Origin of the sequence: Intrasporangium zincisolvens (assembly GCF_034724055.1) — a bacterium.
Taxonomy (GTDB): Bacteria; Actinomycetota; Actinomycetes; order Actinomycetales; family Dermatophilaceae; genus Monashia; species Monashia zincisolvens.
Map to the genome: position 1 here is coordinate 1 of NZ_JAWIIL010000003.1, position 21,896 is coordinate 21,896.

20 protein-coding genes are annotated in these 21,896 nt (G+C 73.8%); 11 read left to right on the forward strand and 9 right to left on the reverse strand.

Annotated features, from left to right (window positions below; genetic code table 11):
• Positions 1 to 99: 99 nt before the first annotated feature.
• On the reverse strand, positions 100 to 1,098 hold the full coding sequence (locus tag RY076_RS08535; protein ID WP_323097214.1) for an oxidoreductase: 999 nt from the start codon (positions 1,096 to 1,098) through the stop codon (positions 100 to 102).
• 157 nt (positions 1,099 to 1,255) lie between these two features.
• Here RY076_RS08535 and RY076_RS08540 point away from each other — a divergent pair, with 157 nt between their 5' ends.
• Positions 1,256 to 3,271: a phosphocholine-specific phospholipase C gene (locus tag RY076_RS08540; protein WP_323097215.1), complete on the forward strand. Its 2,016-nt coding sequence runs from the start codon at positions 1,256 to 1,258 to the stop codon at positions 3,269 to 3,271.
• Positions 3,272 to 3,386: 115 nt separating this feature from the next.
• Here the strand turns inward: RY076_RS08540 and RY076_RS08545 are convergent, their stop codons facing one another.
• The gene (locus tag RY076_RS08545; protein WP_323097216.1) at positions 3,387 to 3,980 is read right to left on the reverse strand and encodes a hypothetical protein; all 594 of its coding nucleotides are present in this window, start codon (positions 3,978 to 3,980) and stop codon (positions 3,387 to 3,389) included.
• Between the two features lie 193 nt (positions 3,981 to 4,173).
• Here RY076_RS08545 and RY076_RS08550 point away from each other — a divergent pair, with 193 nt between their 5' ends.
• Complete coding sequence (locus RY076_RS08550; RefSeq protein WP_323097217.1) at positions 4,174 to 6,249, forward strand: M15 family metallopeptidase; 2,076 nt, start codon at positions 4,174 to 4,176, stop codon at positions 6,247 to 6,249.
• A 27-nt stretch (positions 6,250 to 6,276) separates the two neighbouring features.
• Here RY076_RS08550 and RY076_RS08555 read toward each other — a convergent pair whose 3' ends face one another.
• Entirely contained in the window at positions 6,277 to 6,798 is a 522-nt protein-coding gene (locus RY076_RS08555; protein WP_413785754.1) for a MarR family winged helix-turn-helix transcriptional regulator, read from the reverse strand.
• A 41-nt stretch (positions 6,799 to 6,839) separates the two neighbouring features.
• Between RY076_RS08555 and RY076_RS08560 the strand changes: the two genes are divergently transcribed.
• The 8 genes from RY076_RS08560 to RY076_RS08595 all read left to right on the forward strand — a co-directional run bounded on the left by RY076_RS08560 (position 6,840) and on the right by RY076_RS08595 (position 15,334).
• A complete protein-coding gene (locus RY076_RS08560) occupies positions 6,840 to 7,808 on the forward strand; it encodes an EamA family transporter (protein ID WP_323097219.1) in 969 nt (322 codons plus the stop codon).
• A gap of 9 nt (positions 7,809 to 7,817) precedes the next feature.
• Complete coding sequence (locus tag RY076_RS08565) at positions 7,818 to 9,191, forward strand: dihydrolipoyl dehydrogenase family protein (protein WP_323097220.1); 1,374 nt, start codon at positions 7,818 to 7,820, stop codon at positions 9,189 to 9,191.
• A 151-nt stretch (positions 9,192 to 9,342) separates the two neighbouring features.
• Entirely contained in the window at positions 9,343 to 10,200 is an 858-nt protein-coding gene (locus RY076_RS08570; RefSeq protein WP_323097221.1) for an HAD family hydrolase, read from the forward strand.
• Positions 10,201 to 10,339: 139 nt separating this feature from the next.
• Entirely contained in the window at positions 10,340 to 10,771 is a 432-nt protein-coding gene (locus RY076_RS08575) for a YciI family protein (protein WP_323098233.1), read from the forward strand.
• Between the two features lie 215 nt (positions 10,772 to 10,986).
• Positions 10,987 to 12,231, forward strand: coding sequence for an RNA polymerase sigma factor (locus RY076_RS08580; RefSeq protein ID WP_323098235.1), 1,245 nt, complete (start codon positions 10,987 to 10,989; stop codon positions 12,229 to 12,231).
• A 101-nt stretch (positions 12,232 to 12,332) separates the two neighbouring features.
• Positions 12,333 to 13,166, forward strand: a complete 834-nt coding sequence (locus RY076_RS08585) for a uracil-DNA glycosylase family protein (RefSeq protein ID WP_323097223.1) — start codon at positions 12,333 to 12,335, stop codon at positions 13,164 to 13,166.
• Complete coding sequence (locus tag RY076_RS08590) at positions 13,151 to 14,602, forward strand: amidohydrolase family protein (RefSeq protein WP_323097225.1); 1,452 nt, start codon at positions 13,151 to 13,153, stop codon at positions 14,600 to 14,602. Before RY076_RS08585 ends, RY076_RS08590 begins: the two co-directional genes overlap by 16 nt.
• A 96-nt stretch (positions 14,603 to 14,698) precedes the next feature.
• The gene (locus RY076_RS08595) at positions 14,699 to 15,334 is read left to right on the forward strand and encodes a hypothetical protein (protein WP_323097226.1); all 636 of its coding nucleotides are present in this window, start codon (positions 14,699 to 14,701) and stop codon (positions 15,332 to 15,334) included.
• Positions 15,335 to 15,499: 165 nt separating this feature from the next.
• On the opposite strand, the gene RY076_RS08600 is transcribed toward RY076_RS08595, so the two are convergent.
• The 6 genes from RY076_RS08600 to RY076_RS08625 all read right to left on the reverse strand — a co-directional run bounded on the left by RY076_RS08600 (position 15,500) and on the right by RY076_RS08625 (position 20,954).
• Positions 15,500 to 16,585 (reverse strand): TerC family protein, encoded by a 1,086-nt coding sequence (locus RY076_RS08600; protein ID WP_323097228.1) that lies wholly within the window; start codon positions 16,583 to 16,585, stop codon positions 15,500 to 15,502.
• 246 nt (positions 16,586 to 16,831) lie between these two features.
• Complete coding sequence (locus RY076_RS08605) at positions 16,832 to 17,545, reverse strand: NADPH-dependent F420 reductase (RefSeq protein ID WP_323097229.1); 714 nt, start codon at positions 17,543 to 17,545, stop codon at positions 16,832 to 16,834.
• A 30-nt stretch (positions 17,546 to 17,575) separates the two neighbouring features.
• Complete coding sequence (locus tag RY076_RS08610) at positions 17,576 to 18,916, reverse strand: HAMP domain-containing sensor histidine kinase (protein WP_323097231.1); 1,341 nt, start codon at positions 18,914 to 18,916, stop codon at positions 17,576 to 17,578.
• A gap of 47 nt (positions 18,917 to 18,963) precedes the next feature.
• A complete protein-coding gene (locus tag RY076_RS08615; protein ID WP_323097232.1) occupies positions 18,964 to 19,710 on the reverse strand; it encodes a response regulator transcription factor in 747 nt (248 codons plus the stop codon).
• 56 nt (positions 19,711 to 19,766) lie between these two features.
• The gene (locus RY076_RS08620; RefSeq protein ID WP_323097234.1) at positions 19,767 to 20,309 is read right to left on the reverse strand and encodes a DedA family protein; all 543 of its coding nucleotides are present in this window, start codon (positions 20,307 to 20,309) and stop codon (positions 19,767 to 19,769) included.
• Between the two features lie 21 nt (positions 20,310 to 20,330).
• Entirely contained in the window at positions 20,331 to 20,954 is a 624-nt protein-coding gene (locus tag RY076_RS08625; RefSeq protein ID WP_323097235.1) for an isochorismatase family protein, read from the reverse strand.
• Between the two features lie 111 nt (positions 20,955 to 21,065).
• On the opposite strand from RY076_RS08625, the gene RY076_RS08630 reads away from it, so the two are divergent.
• Complete coding sequence (locus tag RY076_RS08630) at positions 21,066 to 21,890, forward strand: AraC family transcriptional regulator (protein WP_323097236.1); 825 nt, start codon at positions 21,066 to 21,068, stop codon at positions 21,888 to 21,890.
• The last annotated feature ends 6 nt before the right edge of the window (positions 21,891 to 21,896 follow it).

Below are 21,896 nucleotides of genomic sequence, written 5' to 3' on the forward strand. Positions count from 1 at the left end.
CCCGGGCAGCAATACCCGGGCCGGGCCTCTTTCGCATACCCGGGCTCTGTACACGTTCACCCGGCCCTTTTGCAGGGCCGGGTGAACGTCTGCCCAGGGCTATTCCTGTGTCGCGAAGGCCGCGACCGAGAGCTCGTCGAGATCCTCGTCGCTCAGGAGGAGGTCACCGACCGCGAGGTTGTCCTCGAGGTGGGCCACCGATGACGTGCCGGGGATGAGCAGGAGGTTCTCGGCCCGAGCGAGCAACCACGCGAGGCCCACCCGCGCTGCCGGCACGCCATACCGGGCAGCAACCGCCTGGACCGCCGGCTGGTCGACGACCTTCGGCAGGTGCGGGAAGGCCGAGCCCAGGGGGAAGTACGGCACGTAGGCGATGCCGGCAGCCGTGCACGCGTCGAGAACCTCGGCGTCCTTCTGGTCGACGAGGCTGAACGGGTTCTGCACGCAGACGATCTCGGTGATCGACCGAGCGGCAGCGAGCTGGGCCGCGGACACCGTCGACAGGCCGATGCCGGCGATCTTGCCCTCGTCGCGCAGGGCGACGAGCTCGGCCAGCTGGTCCTCGAGGGGGACGTCGGAGACCGGAGCGGCCTCGCCCTCGACCCCCTCGGTGTGCTCGTCCATCCGGCGCAGGTTGACGGCCGTCAGGTGGTCGACGCCGAGGGTGGGCAGGTTGTCCTCGATGTCGGCACGCAGCTGCTCGGGCCGCTGTGACGGCAGCCAGGCGCCGGTGTCGTCGCGGACGGCACCCACCTTCGACACGAGGGCGAGGTCGTCGCTGTACGGGTGCAGCGCCTCACGGATCAGCTCGTTGCTGACCCGGGGGCCGTAGAACTGGGCGGTGTCGATGTGGTTCACGCCCAGCTCGACGGCCCGGCGGAGCACCCGCAGGGCCTCGTCGCGGTCGCGGGGCGGGCCGAAGACGCCGGGGCCGGGCAGCTGCATCGCGCCGTAGCCCACGCGCCGGACCTCGCGGTCGGCGAGCCGGTACGTTCCCGCTTGGCCGGTGGGATTGCCGGTGGGATTGCCGGTGGGGTTGCCGGCGGGGTGGCCCACGGGGTCGGTGGATGGTGTGGTCGGTACGGAGGTGTCACTCACCCTTTCGACGCTAGGACTTCGAGCGCGCTCCAAGACAACCCCACCTGACCAACGGCTGACCGAGTCTTCGCGCGGCAGTCACTCCGGCGCCGGGGTGCGTTCGCCTCTGCGCGCGAGGGTGGTGCGACTGATCCACCACCCTCCAGGAGTGCACCCCATGGTCAACCTCGACCGTCGACGCTTCCTCCAGATCGCAGGCGGTGCAGCCGCGGCGGCGATGCTCGACCAGAGCATCGCGCGCGCCGCCTCGATCCCGGCCAACCGGGCGACCGGCTCCATCAAGGACGTCGAGCACGTCGTCGTCCTCATGCAGGAGAACCGGTCCTTCGAGCACTACCTCGGCACGCTGCGCGGCGTCCGCGGCTTCGGCGACCCGCACCCGGTGACGCTGCCGAGCGGCCGGTCGGTGTGGCACCAGTCCGACGGCACCCGCGACATCCTGCCGTTCCACCCGAGCACCGACGACCTCGGCGCCGCGTTCCTCGAGGGGCTGCCGCACAGCTGGACCGACGGCCAGGCCGCCGTCAACAAGGGTCACTACGACGGCTGGGTGCCGGCGAAGGGCACGACGACGATGGCCTACCTCATGCGTCAGGACGCCGCGTTCCACTACGCCCTCGCCGACGCTTTCACGGTGTGCGACGCCTACTACTGCTCCTTCATCGGCAACACCGACCCGAACCGCTACTACCTGTGGAGCGGCTGGACCGGCAACGACGGCAGGGGCGGCGGGCCCGTCCTCTACAACGACGAGCTCGGCTACGACTGGACCACGTACCCCGAACGCCTCGAGAAGGCCGGCGTCACGTGGAAGGTGTACCAGGACGAGGGCACCGGGCTCGACGGACCGGGCTCGTGGGGCTGGACCTCCGACCCGTACATCGGCAACTACGGCGACAACTCCCTGCTCTACTTCAACTCCTATCGCAACGCCGAGCCGGGAAACCCCTTGTACGAGAGAGCCCGTCGGGGCACCAAAGCACGCGACGGCGAGGACTACTTCGCCCAGCTGCGCCGCGACGTCGAGGCCGGCTCGCTCCCGAAGGTCAGCTGGATCGCCGCCCCGGAGGCGTTCAGCGAGCACTCGAACTGGCCGACCAACTACGGCGCCTGGTACATCAGCAAGGTCCTGGACACCCTGACGGCCAACCCGGAGGTGTGGGCCCGCACGGCGCTGTTCATCACCTACGACGAGAACGACGGCTTCTTCGACCACCTCGTGCCGCCCCACCCCAACAGCCGGGTCATCCCGGGCGCGTCCACGGTGCCGACCGACCACGAGTTCTACGACGGCGAGCACGGCCCCGGCGCCTACGGCCTCGGCCCCCGCGTGCCGATGTTCGTCGTGTCGCCGTGGAGCACCGGAGGCTGGGTCACGAGCGAGACCTTCGACCACACCTCGGTGATCCGCTTCCTCGAGCGACGCTTCGGGGTGCAGGAGCCGAACCTGACGCCGTGGCGTCGGGCCGTCTGCGGCGACCTCACCTCGGCGTTCGACTTCTCGCAGAAGGCCGCCGACGTACCGTCGCTGCCCGACACGACGCACTGGAAGCCCTTCGACGACCAGCGCCACCCGTCCTACCGGCCGACGCCGCCGGCGGAGGGCACCATGCCGCAGCAGGAGCGCGGCACGCGTCCGGCCCGGCCGGTCGGCTACGACGTGCGTGACCGTGAGCGCGCCACGTCGGGCGCCGTCACCGTCGAGCTGGAGAACCTCGGCCGCATCGGGGCGCACCTGCAGGCCCGGCTCCTCGAGCCCGTCGGCGCGCCGCACAGCTACACCATCGGGGCGGGCGACGCGCTGACCGCGACCTGGCCGGTCACCGGCGCCTACGACATCGAGGTGCACGGTCCGAACGGGTTCTTCCGGCGCTACGCCGGCGACACCTCCCGGCGGGACGGTGCGGTCCGCGTCGAGCTGGTCCGTGAGGGCCGCTCGCAGCGCCTCACGGTCAAGGCCGACGCACCCCGCGGCACGCGCGTCCTCGTGCAGGACGCCTACGGCCGGGAGCAGGACGCCGGACGCCGCGCTGTCGTCGTCGACACGACCCGCTCGGGCGGGTGGTACGACCTCACCGTCACGGTGCCGGGCACGCCGTGGCTGCGTGCCTTCGCCGGCCACCTCGAGAACGGCAAGCCGTCGGTCAGCGAGCCCGCCCTCGGACGCGCCTGACCCTCACCCGCGGCCCCGTCCCGGCGCCCGACAGGATCGTCGGCTCCACGCGCCGGGACGGGAGTCCAGGGTGAGGACGGGGCTGGGTCGGGCCGCGTCCGTGGGCACCCGTCCGTCAGGTCGTCGACGACGGCGTCGCCTCGCCCGTCGAGCCGCCCGAGCCGTTCGAGCCGCCCGGCTGGCCGTAGCCGTTCATGCCGTTCGGGCCGCCCATCCCCGTGCCGTGGGGTCCGTCGCCGTCCCCGTCGCCACGACTACCGGGACCACCCGAACCGCCCTGACCCATGACCTGGACGTTCGTCACCGCGTAGCTCTTGTCCACCTGCACGATGATGTGCGTCCCGTCCGTGCGCACCATGTGAGCCTCGTAGACGCCGTCCGAGTCCGTCTCGACCCGCTCGATCGTCGCGGTGGGCTCCTTGGCCTTGGCGGCCGCGGTGACCTTGGCGGCGACGTCGCCGGTGAGCAGCTGCTCGTCCGAGCGCATCGGCTTGCTCGGGTCGGTGTTGCCGTTGCCGTATCCGCCCCCGCCGGCGCCGGGCATGCCCTGTCCGCCCTCCCCGCCGACGGCGCCGTAGCCGGCGTTGGTCGCGAAACCGGTTGCGGCGTCCGAGCCACCGCTCGCACTCGCGAGCGAGGCCGCGCCGATCGCGATCCCTGCCGCGGCGACGATCCCGGCGCCGGTGAGGGCCATTCGCTTGCCATTCATGCGTTCTCCTTGCTCTCCACCTGGCGCTCTGCCATTGCCACCACGGTCCGCAGCCGACCTGTGCACCGCCCGTCATCCGCCCCAGCCGGACGTGTGGCTCCCTGTGACCGGCCACGTGAGTGGAAATCGGACAAATCGGGTATGTGCGGCCCAGCCCGGCGCCAGTCCGGCGCCGCGACGCGGAGGTCCGCCCGTGCCCGGTCCGCTCGACCAGCCCACGTCGCCGACGCGCCCAGCGCGTCACGCCCACCGGGCGCAGCGCCTCCGGCGCCCCCGGCGCAGCGTCACGATGCTCGTCGGGGTCGCCCTCGTCGGGTCGATGGCCCTCGCTCCCGACGCCGAGGCGGCGGGGACACCGAGCCCGCCACCGGCATCGGGGACCTCGAGCACCTCGAGCACCTCGAGCACCTCGAGCGCCTCGGACGCGTCGACGGCACAGCCCTCCACGCCGACGCCCGCCGCGACGAGCACCGACGCGTCCACCCCGCCACCGTCGGCGCCCGCAGCCCCGCCCGGCACCGTCACGGTCACCGGCACCCCCCGCGTCGGCGCCACCCTGACCGCCGAGACCGACGGCTGGGACCCCGACCTGACGCTGACCTACCAGTGGACCGTCGACGGCGCCCCGCTGGCCGGCGCCACGGACCCGACGCTCGTCGTGCCGGCGTCGGCGCTCGGCAAGAAGGTCGCGGCGGTCGTCACCTCGCACCGCGACGACACGACCGTCGACGAGGTGACGAGCGACCCCGTCGGGCCGGTCGCGCCGGGCCTCTTCACGGCCGCGCCGACCCCGACGATCTCCGGCACGCTGCGCGTCGGCCGGGTGCTCACCGCGGTGCCCGGCGCCTGGGCGCCGGCGGCGACGTTCACCTACCAGTGGCGGGTCAACGGGGTGGCCGTCAGCGGCGCCACCGGCCGCACGTACACGCCGGTCGCGGCCGACCGGACCAAGCGGATCAGCGTCACCGTCACGGGGTCGAGGGACGGCTTCACGCCGATGTCGCGCACCTCGGCGCCGTCGGCCGTCGTCGACTGGGGGGTGTTCGCCGCCGCCCCCGCACCGGTCGTCACCGGTACGCCGCAGATCGGCTCGGTCGTCGGCTCTCGTGTCGGCGCCTGGTCGCCGGGCCCGACGCTCAGCTACCAGTGGCGCATCGACGGACGGGCCGTCGCGGGCGCCACCAAGGGGTGGTTCTACCTCGACGCCACCCGGCTCGGTCACCGTGTCGACGTCGTCGTCACGGCCAGACGCGCCGGCTTCCTCGCGGCCGTTCGCACGAGCGCCGCGCGGGGGCCGATCACCCGGCCCTTCTCCACCGCGCCGACCCCACGCATCGGCGGCTTCTTCCGGCGGGTCGGCTGGCCGGTCACCGTGACGACCGGCCCGTGGGGGCCCACCGCGAGCGTCGCCGTGCAGTGGCGTCGCAACGGCATCGCGATCCCGGGAGCCACCGGCCGGGCCTACCGCCCCACCACGGCCGACCTCGGCAAGCGCCTCACCGTCACCGTGACGGGCCGGCGGTCCGGCTACACGACGACGGCCCGCACGAGCGCCGCCTCGCCTGCTGTCGGGGCGGCGCCGTACGGCTTCACGAACTCCGGCACGCCCGCCACGCCGGCCGTCGCCGCCTACGCGCCCGCCGCGATCACACTCATGACCGACGCGCAGTGGGCGAAGGTGCGCGCCAACGGCGTCTGGCGCGACGGGTGCCCCGGCTACCGGACGTCGTTCCGACGCGTCGAGGTGCCCTACTGGGGCCTCGACGGCAAGACCCACCGGGGCTGGGTCAACGTCAACGCCGACGTCGCCTCGAGCACGGCCAAGATCTTCAACACCCTGTATGCCAAGAAGTTCCGGATGCACCGCGTCGAGGGGATCGAGATGTTCGGCGGGTGGGAGTGGCTCGGCTCCAAGGGCAACGTGTCGACCGCGCTCAACTGCCGCAAGCCCTCCGAGCAGAACTCGGCCAACTCGTCGTCGCCGCACGCCTGGGGCCGCGCCCTCGACTTCAACCCGGTGCAGAACCCGTACATCAACCCGCGCACCGGCACCTGGGACCCCAACGCCCCGGCGTCGGCCAGCGCGCCGGGCGCGGTCCGCTCCGGCGGCCTCGCGTGGACGGTGCTGCGTTCCGACAACTGGACCTGGTCGGGCACCGACTCGTGGCGCGACTACATGCACTTCGACACCGGCTACCCGTCGCGGCCCAAGGCCGGCTATGTGGTGACGCCGGACGGTGACGTGCTCATGCACGGGGCGCTGGCCTGACGCCGGGCTGACTCCTGGCCTGACGCGTCAGGTGCCGAGCGACGCCCCGAGCCGGCCGAGCAGGTCGGCGAGGGCGCGTCGCTCGGACGCGTCGAGTGCCGACAGCAGGCGCGCCTCGTTCGCCAGGTGCTCGGGCACGGCCCGGTCCATGAGCTCCCGGCCGGCCTCGGTGAGTGCGACGATGCGGCTGCGGCGGTCGCCGGTCGCCACCCGTCGCTCGACGAGGCCGGCCCCCTCGAGTCGGTCGATGCGCTTGCTCACCGCCCCGGACGTCACCATCGTCTGCTCCATCAGCGCGGTCGGCGTCAGCTCGTAGGGCGCGCCGGTGCGGCGGAGGGTGGCGAGCACGTCGAAGTCCCCCTCGCCGAGGCCGAAGCCGTTGTAGACGCGGACGAGCTCGGTGGTCAGGGCGAGGGCGACCCGATGGAGCCTCCCGATGACGAGGATCGGGGAGGCGTCGAGGTCGGGGCGCTCGCGGGCCCACTGGTCGACGACGTGCTGGGCGTGATCCGGCGTCGGTGGCGTCGTGCGTCGGCTCATGGCGCTCATGGGACTGGACTATATCTTCCTCGGAAGGTAATTTACCTTCCATGGAAGGTACCAAGGGTTCGTGGAGCACGGTCGCCCTCACCGCGCTGCCCGCGGCGATCTGGGGCTCGACGTACGCAGTCACCCAGGAGTGGCTGCCGCCCGGTCGTCCGCTCTTCGCGGCCACGGTGCGGGCCCTGCCCGTCGGTCTGCTCATGCTGCTGTGGCTGCGCCGCCTGCCCCGCGGCGACTGGTGGTGGCGCGCGCTCGTCCTCGGCAGCCTCAACATCGGCGTCTTCTACGCCCTGCTCTTCGTCGCGGCCTACCGGCTGCCGAGCGGTCTCGGCGCGACGCTCGTGGCCACCGCGCCCGTCGTCACCATGGTCGTGGCGCGGATCCTGCTGGGGGAGCGGCCGACCCGCGTCGCCGTCGGTGCCGGCCTCGTCGGTCTCGTCGGCGTCGGGCTGCTCGTGCTGCGGGGCGGGCTCGACCGGCCCATCGACGCCGTCGGCCTCGTCGCCGGGGTGCTCGCCGTCGTCTCGGCCTCGACCGGCTTCGTCCTGACCCGGCGCTGGGCACCCCGCGACGACGTCGTCACCGTCACCGCCTGGCAGCTCGTGGCCGGCGGCCTCGTGCTGCTGCCCCTCGCCGCGGTCGTCGAGGGCGCGCCGCCCGCGCTCGACCTCCCGGCCCTCGGTGCCCTCGCCTACCTCGGCCTGCTGGGCAGCGGGCTCGCGTACGTGCTCTGGTTCCGGGGCCTGTCGCTGCTCGGCCCGACCAACGCCTCGATCATCGGCCTCGTCAACCCGGTCGTCGGCGTCCTGCTCGGCGTCCTGCTCCTCGGCGAGGAGTTCGGCGCGGTGCACCTGGCCGGGATGGTGCTCGTCGTCGGCAGCGTCCTCGTCGCGCAGCAGCCGGTCCGCGACGCGCTCGTCCGGGCGACCACCCCGGTCAGGCGGGTGGCCGTGCGAGACGCGACGGCCCGAGCGGGGGTCGACGCGGGGGTCGACGCGGGGGCCTGCCGCGGGTAAGGGTGGGGCATGAGCAGCGGCCTCGACGCAGACCACACCTTCGACGTCATCGTCATCGGGCTGGGTCCCGGTGGTGAGCACGTCGCCGGCACCCTCGCGGAGCGGGGCCTGCGGGTCCTCGGCGTCGACCGGCGCCTCGTCGGCGGCGAGTGCCCCTACTGGGGATGCATCCCGTCGAAGATGATGATCCGCGCGGCCGACGCGCTCGCCGAGGCCCGACGCGTCCCCGGCCTCGCCGGCAGCGTCGGCGACCTCACGCCCGACTGGAGCCTGGTCGCCCGGCGCATCCGCGACGAGGCCACCGACGGCTGGGACGACCGGGTGGCCGTCGACCGGCTCACCGGCAAGGGCGCGACCTTCGTCCGCGGCACCGGCGTCATCACCGGGCCCGGCCGCGTCGACGTCGACGGGACCGCCTACGCGGCGACCACCGGCATCGTCGTCAACACCGGCACCACCCCCGCGATCCCACCGATCGAGGGCCTCGCCGACGTCCCGTACTGGACCAACCACGAGATCATCGAGGCCACCGAGCTGCCCGCCTCGCTCGTCGTCCTCGGCGGGGGTGCCATCGGGTGCGAGCTGAGCCAGGCCGTGTCCCGGTTCGGCACCACCGTCACCGTCGTCGAGGCCGCCGACCGGCTGCTCGCGCTCGAGGAGCCCGAGGCGTCCGCGAAGGTGGCCGAGGTGTTCCGGGCCGAGGGCATCACGGTCCGCACCGGCGTCGGAGCCTCGAGGGTCGAGCAGCGTGACGGCGGCGTCCGGGTCACCCTCGCAGACGGCACCCACGTCGACGGCGACCGCCTCCTCGTCGCCACCGGGCGCCGTACCGACGTCAAGGGCGTCGGGCTGCACCACGTCGGCGTCGCCGAGGACGCCCGTGTCGCCCGCGTCGACGACGAGTGCCGTGTCACCGAGGGCGTCTGGGCCGTCGGCGACATCACCGGCAAGGGAGCCTTCACGCACGTGTCCATGTACCAGGCGGGCGTCGTCATCCGGGACGTGCTCGACGAGGACGGTCCGCCCGCCGAGTACGCCGCGCTGCCGCGGGTCACCTTCACCGACCCCGAGGTCGGCGCCGTCGGCCTCACCGAGGCCGCGGCTCGCGAGGAGCTCGACAACGTCACGGTCGGCGTCACGCCGCTCGGGGAGACGACCCGCGGCTGGATCGCGAAGGCCGACGGTCTCATCAAGGTCGTCGCCGACGCCGACAGCGGCCTGCTCGTCGGCGCCACCGTCGTCGGTCCCGCCGGCGGCGAGGTGCTCGGCGCGCTCGCCGTCGCCGTCCACGGCAAGGTGCCGGTCGAGCGTCTCCGCTCGATGATCTACGCCTACCCGACGCTGCACCGCGGGATCGAGGACGCGCTGGGTCGGCTCGCCTGAGAGGTACCTGGCGTGTCGGTGGCCTCGTGGTGGCCTCGTGGTGGCCTCGTGGTGGCCTCGGGGTGGACGCCACCGGTCGGGTGTGTGGCGGCACGGCGGATGCCGTGGGCGGCCGGCCAGGACCGTCCGGGGCGGGCGCTACGGTGAGGCCATGCTCCAGCGTCTGCTCGCTCTCGACCTCGACGGGACGACCCTCAACCACATGGGCGAGCTGTCGCCCCGCGTCCGTGACGCGATCCGCGCGCTGCCCGAGGAGATCCGCGTCGTCGTGTCCACCGGGCGCTCGATCATCGCGACGACGCCGGTGCTCGAGCAGCTCGGGCTGAGCCGCGGTTACGCCGTCTGCTCGAACGGGGCGGTCACCCTCGAGCTCGACCCCGCCGAGGACCTGGGTTACCGGATCATCGACACCGTCACCTTCGACCCGCGCGCGGTCCTGGAGAAGATGCGCGTGGCCCTGCCCGACGCGCTCATCGCCGTCGAGGAGCTCGGCGTCGGGTTCAAGGTGAGCCGGCACTTCCCCGACGGCGAGCTGATGGGTGCCTCGCGGGAGGTGTCGTGGGAGGAGCTCGTCGAGCACCCCGTCACGCGTGTGACGCTGCGCCAGCCCGAGGCCAGCGCCGAGGAGTTCATGGAGCTGGTCGAGCGGGCCGGCCTGCACGGCGTCTCGTACGCCGTCGGCTGGTCGGCGTGGCTCGACATCAACCCCGAGGGCGTCTCCAAGGCGTCGGCCCTCGAGCTCGTGCGGCGCCACCTCGGCGTCGAGCCCATCCACACCATCGCCTGCGGCGACCAGCGTAACGACCTCGAGATGCTGCACTGGGCCGCGTGGGGCGTCGCCATGGGCAACGCGCCGGACGAGGTCAAGGCCATCGCCGACGAGGTCACCGGGCATGTCGACGAGGACGGCCTCGTGCCGATCGTCGAGGCGGTCGCCGCCGCGGCGCGGGACGGCATCCCGTTCCGCGAGGGCGTCCCGTCGGCGGCCACCGCGCGCCTCGAGCTCTGAGCCGGCCGGCTCCCGGCGGTCTCCCCGTGGCCAGCGGGAAAGGAGTCGGCGGGGCGTGTCGAAGCCGGGCGGCGTCGTTCGACGCAAGGGTGAGAGCAGGGGTCACCTGCACCGACCAGAGGAGTGCATCGTGCGTTTCATGATCATCGTCCCGGCGAACGCCGACTCGGAGCAGGGCCGCCCCGGGACCACGCAGCAGTTCGCCGACATGCGGGCCTACAACGACCAGATGCTGCGGGCCGGCGTCTTCGTCGACGGGCAGGGGCTGCACCCGACGAGCAGGGGCGCCCGGGTCACGTGGGTCGACGGCGACTGGTCGGTGACCGACGGGCCGTTCGCCGAGGCCAAGGAGCTCATCGCCGGGTTCACGATCATCGAGGTGTCCTCACGGGAGGAGGCGCTCGAGTGGCTCAAGAAGTGGCCCGCCTCGTGCGCGCCCGACCCCGGCCAGCACCTCGAGCTGCGCCAGGTCTACGCGCCGGAGGACTTCGGCGAGGAGTTCACCGCCGAGCTGCGCGAGCGCGAGGAGCAGATGCGCGAGGAAGCCGCCCGCAACGCCGCCCGCGGCTGACCCAGCCGGCCCCGCCCGCTGCGTCACTGAACCCTCTGGCGGTTCAGTGACGCAGCGAACGAGACGGGAACGCTGCGTCACTGAACCCTCCTGCGGTTCAGTGACGCAGTCGGACACGGCAGGTGGTCGGTGCGGCGTGCGAGAGTGGCGCCGTGGCTGAGACGACCCAGACCGACCCCGACGAGGTGCGCCGGACGCTCGAGGCGGTGTGGCGCATGGAGGCGGCCAAGGTGACGGCCATCGTCGCCCGCGTCGTCGGCGACATCGGCCTCGCCGAGGACCTCGCCCAGGACGCCTTCGTCCAGGCGCTCGAGCAGTGGCCGCGCGACGGGGTGCCCGACAAGCCCGGCGCGTGGCTGACCCAGACCGCGCGTCGCCGGGCCGTCGACCGCATCCGCCGCGACGTCAACCTCGCACGCAAGCTGCAGCAGGTCGGACACATGGAGGAGCTGAGGGTGGCCGAGCTGGCCGAAGGCGACTTCGACGCCGCGCTCGAGGACATCGACGACGACGTCCTCGGCCTCATCTTCGCTGCCTGCCACCCGGCCCTCACGGCCCAGGCCCGGATCTCGTTGACGCTGAGGATGATCGGCGGCCTGACCACCCGCGAGATCGCCCGCGCGTTCCTCACGACGGAGACGACGATCGGCCAGCGCATCTCGCGGGCCAAGCGGACGCTGAGCCAGGACGGCATCACCGTCGAGGTGCCGTCCGGTGCCGACCTCGCGCCGCGGCTGGCGTCGGTGCTCGAGGTCGTCTACCTCGTCTTCAACGAGGGCTACGCCGCGACGTCCGGCCGCGACTGGGTGCGCGGCGACCTCATGGAGGAGGCGATCCGGCTCGGGCGGGTGCTCTCGGCCCTCGCGCCGCGCGAGGCGGAGGTGCACGGGCTGCTGGCCCTCATGGAGATCCAGGCCTCGCGCACGCGGGCTCGCATCGGCCGCGGCGGCGAACCGGTCCTGCTCCTCGACCAGGACCGCACCACCTGGGACTGGGCGCTGATCCGCCACGCCCTGGCCGCCCTGGACCGGGCCCTCGACCTCGCCGCGTCACCCGCCCTCGACGGTACGCCGCCGCCCGGACCCGGCCCCTACCTGCTCCAGGCCGCCATCGCCGCCTGTCATGCCCGGGCCCGCACGCCGGAGGACACCGACTGGGCGCAGATGGTCGGCCTCTACGAGCAGCTCGCCACCCTGCGTCCCTCGCCGGTCATCGACCTCAACCGCGCGGTCGCGCTGTCCTACGCCTCAGGTCCCGAGGCGGCGCTCGCCGTCGTCGACGGGCTCGTCGCAGAGGGTGCGCTCGCCGACTACCACCTGCTGCCGAGTGTCCGTGGTGACCTGCTGCTGCGCGTCGGCCGCGAGGACGAGGCGCGGGCCGAGTTCGCCCGCGCCGCCGACATGGCCCAGAACGAGGCCGAGCGGACGCTCCTGCAGCGCAGGGCCGTCGGCCAGGCCTGACGCCGCCCGAAACCGGCACCGGCGCCGGTGTATCAGGACTACCGTCGAGAGACCCTGCACAGACAGATCGTCGACCGAGTCCCGACTGTGGGGAGGCGTCCGTGGGGGCCGTCCACCGTTCGTGCACCGGGTACGCGTCCGAGCCGTTTGCGACGCTCGTGGCCGAGTACCCCGGCGACGACGTGTACCCCAGCGGCGACTTCCGCACCGAGTGGGGGCCGATCTTCCATCGCGGCCGCCTCGACGGCAGCGCGCGCGTCCTCGTGCTCGGGCAGGACCCGGCCGCCCACGAGTCGGTGACCCGCCGCATCCTCGTCGGCGTCGCCGGCCAGCGGGTGCAGGGGCTGCTCGGCAAGGTCGGTGTCACGACGAGCTACGCCATGGTCAACGTCTACGTGTACAGCGTCTTCGGCCAGTCTGCGGGCAACCGCCACGCCAAGGACCCGGCCATCGCCGCGTACCGGAACCGCTGGCTCGACGCCCTGCTCGTCGGGACCGACGTCACCGCCGTCATCGCCCTCGGCGACCTCGCGGCCCGCGCCTACCGCACCTGGGCGAAGACTCAGCCCGACGCGTCGGGGCGCCTGCACCTCGCGGCCGTCCGGCACCCGACCTACGCCGACGCCATCGCCCGCGCGACCGGTCGCCCGCTCGCCGAGACGACCGCCGAGCAGCTCGCGAACTGGAACGCCGCGCTTCCCGGGATTGCCGAGCACGTCGAGCCAGACACGGCGACGCCGCTCGTGCCCTACGGCGACGCGTGGGCCACCGGCGACCTCGCCGCGATCCCCGAGCAGGACCTGCCCGCAGGCACGCCCGCATGGTGGCGCGACGTCGACCCGTGGGCCGCCCGCACCGGCGACACCGCCCAGGCCAAGCGCGCCACCCTCACCGTCACCGTCCCGGAAGGAGCCCGCACGTGGCCAGCACTGTGAGCCGGAGCGCCGGTCGGCACGCGACCGGCACGAAGTCCGACCTCGAGCACTGGGAGTCCGGCCCGTCGCGCCCCCGCCGCGGCCGCGACCCGTTCGACACCGCCTACGCACGGGGCATCACCGAGGAGCTGCCCGAACCCGCCGTGCGCAGCCGGGCCCTGCCGCCGGCCCCCTTCGCCCTGCACGGCGCCGTCATCACGCCCGAGGGCGCGTGGTCGAGCGGCTACGTCACGGTCGCGAACGGCGTCGTGGCCCGGGTGTCGAAGCGCAAGCCCACCGACGTGCCGGTCCAGGACACCGACGGCGTCATCCTGCCCGGCCTGCTCGACCTGCACGGGCACCCGGAGTTCAACGTGTTCGCCGCGTGGGAGCCGCCGAAGCTCTACGCCAACCGGTACGCGTGGCGCCGGTCGACGCCCTACCAGCAGCTCGTCCGCGACCCCCAGAACACCCTCCTGACGCAGGTGCCGCCCAGGACGCAGACGCGGTACGCCGAGGTCCGCGCCCTCGTCGGCGGGGTCACCGGCATCCAGGGCGCGTCCGGCGCGAGCACGTCGACGTCCGAGCCGCTCGTGCGCAACCTCGACCAGTGGGCCTTCGGGGCGCACCGCGCCCGCTCGATGGTCGACCTGCCGTCGGGCTCGTTCGGGCTGCCGACCTTCCAGCGCGTCATGGAGCGCATCACCGCCGGCGACGTCACAGCGTTCTACCTGCACCTGGCCGAGGGCAAGCGGGGAGATGCGGTGAGCGCCAAGGAGTTCCAGCACTTCCTCGATCTCGGCGGTGCCACGCCGGCCACGAACGTCATCCACGGCAGCGCCCTGTCGGTCGACGACCTGCGCACCCTCGCGGGCGCCGGCTGCCGGCTCGTGTGGTCGCCGCAGTCGAACCTGCGCCTCTACGGCGAGACGACCCTCGCCGGCGAGGCGCTCACGGCCGGGATGCCGGTCGCGCTCGGGGCCGACTGGCTGCCCTCCGGCTCAACGAGCCTGCTCGCCGAGATGAAGGTCGCCCGGCGCGAGCTGGCCCGGCAGGGCTACCCGGTCGAAGCGGCCGACCTCGTCGCGATGGTGACGTCGGTGGCGGCGCGCGTCGCCAGCCTCGACGAGCACCTCGGCACGGTGGCGGAGGGGCGGCCGGCCGACCTCGTCGTGCTCGAGCGCCACCACCCGGACCCGTACGAGAACGTGTGCCTCGCCGACCCGTCGTGGGTCGAGCTCGTGTGCATCGGCGGCGACGTGACCTACGCCCGCGCCGACTGGTTCGCGACCCTGTCCGGTGCCGCACAGGGCACGACGATCGAGGACCTCACCGCGTGGGGCAAGCCGATGCGGCTCGACACCGGGTTCCAGGGCGGCGCCGACGTGCCGTCGCTGTCCACGGTCCGCGGCCTGCTGACGGGCGCCTACCCCGCGGTCGGGCCGATCTTCGCCTGAGCCCGGTGCGCGACCGGTGAAGGCCGGCGAACGCCCGAACACGACCCGAACACGACCCGGACCGACGCTTCACCTGCGCGCGGCACCGTGGGTGCCATGACGAACCAGACCCGCCGGACGACCGGCACCCTCCGCGCCGTCGCACGCCCCTCGACCGCGGTCGCCGCTGCGGTCCTCCTCGCCGGTGGCCTCGCCCTCGGCGGCTGCTCCAAGGACGTCTCCGCATCGAGCGGCGCACCCGTCGGTGCCGGCGTCGCTGCCCCGGCCGACGTGTCGGGCGGCGACGCGAGCACCGCCGACCTCGTCGACGCAGCCCTCGCGACCCCGGCCGTCGACACCGGCACCGCCGCCGACAACCCGCTCGGCGCCGGGGACCACCGCGGCCTGCGCGCCCGGCTCCTGCGCGCCCTGCACGCCACCTGGGTCACCGAGGGCAAGGCCGGCCCGGTCACCCACCAGGCGATCCGTGGCGAGGTCACCGCGGCGTCCGGCACGTCCGTGACGGTCAAGGCCAAGGACGGCGTCTCGATGACCTTCTCGGTCACCGGCGACACGCGTGTGCGCGCCCGCGCGAACGGCAAGGGCACTGACTCGACGGCGACGGCGATCCGCATCGGGGACAAGGCGTTCGTCGCCGGTGTCGGGGCGACGAACCCGCAGGCGCGCGTCGTCGTCTTCAGGAGCGGGACCGCGACCAAGCCCGCCACGCCCGCTCCGGGCGCGACGAGCTGACGGATCCTCCGCCGGCCGCCGACGGGGCGCCGGCGGGATCGGGGGGAGGCGCGTCACCCGCGGGGGGGGACGCGCCGCCCGCGGGGGGGGCGCGGGGGGTTGGGGGGGGGGGCGCGCCCCCGGGGGGGGGGCCGCCCCCTCCGGCGTGTGCTCCGCAGCGATGCGTCAGGAGGTGACGCTCTCGTCGGCGGACGCGTCGCTCGACGCGTCGGCCGTCGCCCCGGCGCGACGCTTCGCGACGAGGCTCGTCGCCGTGACGACGGCGAGGATGCCGACGATGACGCCGAGCGAGGCCAGTGTCGGGATCTCCGGCACCACCGACCACACGGTGTGCGCCCAGTGCAGCACGAGCTTGACGCCGATGAAGGCGAGGATGAGCGCCAGGCCGTGGCCGAGGTGCACGAGCGAGGACAGCGCGTTCTCGAGGACGAAGTAGAGGGCGCGCAGTCCGAGCAGCGCGAACGCGTTGGTCGCGAAGACGACGTACGGGTCGCCGGTGATGCCGTATACGGCCGGGACCGAGTCGATGGCGAAGACGATGTCGGTGCCGAGGATCGCGATCGCGACGACCGCGAGCGGCGTCAGCATCCGGCGCCCGTCGCGCTTCACCGACAGGTGCGTGCCGTCGTAGTCCTCGGTGACCGGGTGGAAGCGGCGGATCAGCTTGACGCTGCGGAGGTTCGCGACGTCGATGCCGTGGTCGGCGTGGCTCAGCGCGTCGCGACCGACCTTGATCGCGGTGACGAGCAGGATCGCGCCGAAGAGCAGGAAGGTCCACGAGAAGCTGGCGATCATCTGCGCGCCGAGGGCGATGAAGATGCCGCGCAGCACGAGGGCACCGGCGACACCGATGAGCAGCACCCGCTGGCGCAGCTCACGCGGCACGGCGAACGCCGACAGCAGGATGATGAAGACGAAGAGGTTGTCGACCGACAGCGACTTCTCGACGAGGTAGCCGGTGTAGTACTCGATGCCCTGCTGCGAGCCGTACTGCGACCACAGCCAGGCGCCGAAGGCGAGCGGGATCGCGATGTAGAAGGCCGACCAGCCGACGGCCTCGCGCATGCTCGGGTCGTGAGGTCGTCGCGTGATGACGAAGTCGATGGCGAACAGGGCCACGATGCCGAGGATCGTGGCGGTCCACAGGGTCGGCGTCCCGATGGACGCGAGCGACGCCGCGGACTCGGCGGCAGGCGCGGCAGAGGGCGCGAGCGGGGCCGCTGCGGTGAGCGGCGAGAGGGTCGTGAGCACGGTGGTCTCCTCAGAACGGACGCATGATGGTTCGTCTGAGGTCTCCTTCACCGGCTGACGCCGGCTCCCGTCCGGGGCGGGCTGGGCCGCCGTACTGACCGGATCGGGACGTGGGAAGTACTCCCCTCGTGGTCAAGGGTACGGGACGTCGCAGCCTGCCCCAAACGTGAGGTTCGGCCGCGACGTCCCGATGTGCGCGCCGGGCGTGTTCAGCCCGTGTGGTCAGTCCGTGCGGTCAGCCCGTGGTCAGACCTGCTCGCGGTAGCGCACCGACGCGCCGGCCGCGGCGCGGACGCCGTCGGCGTCGATCGGCCTGCCGCCGAGGCTCCAGTCGGCAGGGTCCTTCGTGTAGAGCGTCGCGTACGCGGCGGTGTCGCGCTGGGTGCGCCACCCCTCGGCGAGCGGCCCGAGGTCGAGGGTGTCGTAGCCGATCTCGTCGAAGAGGCGGGTCACGGTGGCCTTGGCGTCCGCGTCGTCGCCGGCGATGGCGAGGGCGCTGCGTTCGGGGCTGCCGGACGGTCGGCCGAGGGTCGCGAGGTGCTCGAAGTAGATGTTGTTGAAGCCCTTGACGACGTGCGACCCCGGCAGGTGGGCCTGGAGCAGCTCGCTCGTCGTCGTCGACTCGTCGTCGAGCTCGGCGACCTGCCCGTCGCGCTGCGGGTAGTAGTTCATGGTGTCGATGACGGTCTTGCCGCGGAGCGCCTCGGCCGGCACGTCGCGGTAGTGCCCGAGCGGGATCGTCACGACGACGACGTCCCCGGCCGCGGCGGCCTCCGCGGCGGTCGCGGCCCGGGCCCGTGGGCCGAGCTGCTCGACGAGGTCCGCGAGCGTCTCCGGCCCGCGGCTGTTGCTCAGGACGACGTCGTGGCCGGCGTCGACGGCGAGCCGCGCGACGGTGCTTCCGATGTGTCCGCTTCCGATGAATCCCCAGGTGGTCATGTCGGCGTCAACCGGAGGCATTCTCCGGTCATTCCCGAGTCGTCCCCGGGGTCAGGCGTGGCCGGGCGGGAGGCGGAGGGTGAAGCGGGCGCCGCCCTCGGGGGCGTGGCCCGCCTCGACGTCGCCGCCGAGGAGCTCGGCGAGGCGCCCGACGATCGCGAGGCCGAGGCCGGTGCCGACGGGGCGCAGGCCGCGGTAGCGCTCGTGCAGCACCGAGGGCTCGAAGGCGACGGCGAGGTCGTCGTCGGTGAGGCCGGGACCGCCGTCGCGCACCTCGACGACGGCCACCGGCGCTCTGCCGGCGACGGCCTCGGTGCGCACCTCGACGACGATCGGGCGGCCCGACGGGGTGACGCGCAGAGCGTTCTCGAGCAGCCCGTCGACGAGCTGGCGCAGCCGGGCCGGGTCGGTGACGACCGGTGCGTTGGCAGTGGCCGGGACGTAGGAGAACGGAACACCGACGGCGGCGCACCGGGCCGACCACACGGCCTCGACCTCACGGCCCAGGACGACGAGGTCGGTCGGTTGCGGGTGGATGCTCGGCGACTGCGCGCGCAAGCGGGCGAGGTCGAGCAGGTCGCCGACGAGCCGCTCGAGGCGCCGCGACTCCCCGAGCACCACCCCGCCGACCCGGGCCGCGTCCTCCGGCGGCACGACGCCGCTCGCGAGCGACTCCGCGTACCCGCTGATCCCGGTGAGCGGCGTCCGCAGGTCGTGCGATACCGACAGGAGGAAGTCGCGCTGCCGGCCCTCGGACCGCGACAGCGACGCCGACAGCGCGTTGAGGGCGCTCGCGACGTCGGCCACCTCGTCCGGGCCCTCGACGGGCACCGCGAGGTCGCGCTGCCCCGCGGCGAGGGCGTGTGCGGCGTCGGCCGTGCGACGCAGTGGTCGGGAGAGCCGGCGAGCCACCGCCGCGCTGACGACGACGGCGACGAGCGCCGCGATCCCGAGCGCGAGCAGCACCCGCCGCACGAACCGGTCGGAGTCGGCCGTCGCGTCGGAGCGCCGTTGGACCAGGACGATGCCGCCGGCGTCGGTCGGGCGGCCCTCGACGAGCACCGTCGTGCCGTCGAGCTCGTCGCGGCCGGACACCTCGCGGCCGGCGAGCAGGGCCTCGCGGCGGGCCGGCGTCAGGGCCTCGCGGGCCAGGCGGCTCGTCGACACGACGGCGCCGGCCCGGTTGACGCTCGCCGACTCGACGCCGAGTGCCCCGAGGGTGCGGACGGCGCGGTTCTGCGCCACCCGGGCCACCTCGCCCGAGTCGGCGCGGACGGCGGCGGCGTCGGCAATGCGGGCCAGGGTGCCGCGCGCCGACTCCTCCGCCGAGGACCGGGTCAGGCCGATGGCAAGGGCACCCGCGAGCACGGCCGTCAGCACCGCGATGCCCACGGCGAGGAGGGTGATCTGCCGCGACAGCGAACGACCCCGCGACGGGCTCACGACGCGGCGCCGGCGTCGGGGGCGTCGTCGACCGGCGGGCGCTCGGCGGCGTACCCGACCGAACGGACCGTACGGATCGGGCTCGCGTCGCCGAGCTTGGCGCGCACCTGCGCGACGTGCACGTCGACGGTGCGCCCGCCCGCCGTCGACGCGTAGCCCCACACGTCGCTGAGCAGCTGCTCACGGGTGAACACGACGCCGGGGCGGCGCAGCAGGTGGGTCAGGAGGTCGAACTCCGTTGCGGTGAGGGCGATCTGGCGTACGTCGACGGTGACCTCGTGGCTCGTCAGGTCGATCCGGAGCGGGCCGTGACGCAGCAGGGGTGAGCCACCGGCCGTGCCCCGGGTGCGCCGCAGTACGCCGCCGACGCGGGCGACGAGCTCGCGCGGCGAGAACGGCTTGGTCACGTAGTCGTCGGCGCCGAGCTCGAGGCCGAGCACGCGGTCCACCTCGTCGTCGCGGGCCGTGACGAACAGGACCGGCGTCCAGTCACCGTCGGCGCGCAGCCGGCGGCACACCTCGATGCCGTCCATCGTCGGCAGCCCGATGTCGAGGACGATCGCCGAAGGGCGCAGCTCGCGCACCGCCGCCAGGGCGCGGGCGCCGTCGGTGACCACCTCGACGCCGTAGCCCACCGCGCGCAGGTTGAGCCGCAACAGGTCGGCGATCGTGGCCTCGTCCTCGACGACGAGCACGAGGCCACGCGTCGGTGCGTCGCTGCTCGGGGGCGGGACGGTGGGCACGCTCGCAGCGTAGGGCGCGCGGGACGCGGCGACGTCACGCCGACGTCAGGATCGTGTCAGGGCGTGTCGGTGACGGGTGCCGCGCCGACTCCGTCGGTAGACGCAGGCTCGCCCGCTAGCGGTCCGACGACGGCCGGCTCCCCGGCCGCGCCCCGCCGACGGCGCACGACGAGCGTCGCCACCACGACCACGACGAACGCGCCGAGCCCGGCGGCGGCCCAGACCGACCCGGCCTCGGCCGCGATCCACGCATCGACGACGGCCAGCCCGACCGTGGCGTAGAGCGTGGCCCAGACGACCGACCCGACGACGGCCGCCGGCACGTACCAGCGCATCGGCATCCGCATGACGCCGGCGGTGAGGTGGACGGCGGTCTGGAACCCGACCGTGAGGTACGACAGCGTCACGGCGACCGGGCCGAGCCGCCGCAGCCACGCCTCTGCGCGCGAGGTCAGCTCGCGGTGCGTCCCGCGGTAGCGCCGCCAGCCGTTGACGGCGCCGCGCCCCACCCAGTACGTGCCGTTCGAGCGGACCATCGCGCTCGCGAACAGCGCGAGGAACGCCTGCCAGAAGGGCAGGGCGGCGATGGCGTCGAGCACGGCACCAACTCTAGGGGCGGACTACCCGGCGGTGCCGGCGGCCTCCTGCGGCGCCTCCTGCGGCGGATCCTGCGCCTGCTGGGACTCTGCCGGCCCGAAGCTGACGGCGGCGGTGTCGACGACGTCGGCCGTGCGCCCACGCACGCTCGACCACGGCCAGTACGCGTTGGTGAACCCGACGACGTCCTCCGGGCCGATGGGGTGGCCCCACTCGCGGAGGTCCTCGGTGGTGTGCGCGTCGCCCACGAGCGTCGCGTCGTATCCCCGGACGACAGCGCCGTGCAGCGTGGCCCGGATGCACGCGTCGGTCTGCGCGCCCGCGACGACGAGCCGGCCGACGCCCCGGGCGGCGAGAACCGACTCCAGATCGGTGTCCTCGAAGGAGTCGCCGAAGGTCTTGTGCACGACGGGCTCGCCGTCGGCGAACGGCAGCTCGGAGACGTACTGCCAGTCGGCGGAGTCGCGCGGCATGTTCTCGTCGGAGTGCTGCACCCACACGACGGGCACCTGCTCTGAGCGGGCGCGCTCGACGAGGGAGGCGATGTTGGCGACGACGCCGTCGCGGTTCCAGGCCTGTCCCACGACGCCGTTCTGGACGTCGACGACGAGCAGGGCGGTGTTGGGTCGGTCCTCGAGCGTGGTCATGGGCCCTCCGTGCGACGGTGCGACGACGATGTCGGTGGCCGGGCGAACCGGTCGGTCCCACGGTAGGTCGGTGCACCGACGGTCGGGGAGTTCGGGGGCTACCGTCATCGCGTGGGGGTCACGCCGGCGCCGGACCAGCGGCCACGCGACCGGGCCGTCGCGTGGCGTCCGGCCGTGCCCGGCGTCGCCGAGGTGTTCCACGCCGACTGGCACGACCACGCCTACCCGGCGCACACCCACGACACGTGGACGCTGCTCGTCGTCGACGACGGCGTCATCGGCTACGACCTCGACCGCCACGACCACACCGCGGTCCGGGCCGGCGTCACCCTGCTGCCGCCGCACGTCGTCCACGACGGCCACGCCGTCACCGACCGCGGCTTCCGCAAGCGCGTCGTCTACCTCGAGCAGGACGTGCTCGGTGCGCACCTCGTCGGCCGCGCCGTCGACCGCCCGCTCGTCGAGGACGCCGCCCTGCGCACGGCGGTCTCGCGACTGGACCGGTCGCTCGTCGACGGCGAGGACCTCGAGGCCGAGAGCCGGCTCGCCCTCGTCGTCGAGCGACTCACCGGCCACCTGACCACCGGTACGCCGACGCCGCCGGACGCGCCCGGCCCGACCCCGCGCATCGTGGCCCGCCGCGCCCGCGAGCTGCTCGACGCCGACCCCGTCGGCACCCCCGGCGTCGGGGCCGTCGCGTCGGCGCTCGGGGTCACGACGCCGCACCTCGTCCGCTCGTTCGCGGCCGCGTTCGGCCTGCCGCCGCACCGCTACCTCATCGGCCGGCGCCTCGACCTCGCGCGGCGGCTCCTGCTCGACGGCGTGCCCGCCGCGTCGGTCGCCGTCGCCACCGGCTTCCACGACCAGGCCCACCTGACGCGTCACTTCCGGGCCTTCCTCGGCACGACGCCGGGGCGCTACCAGCGCCGCCGCTGACCGACG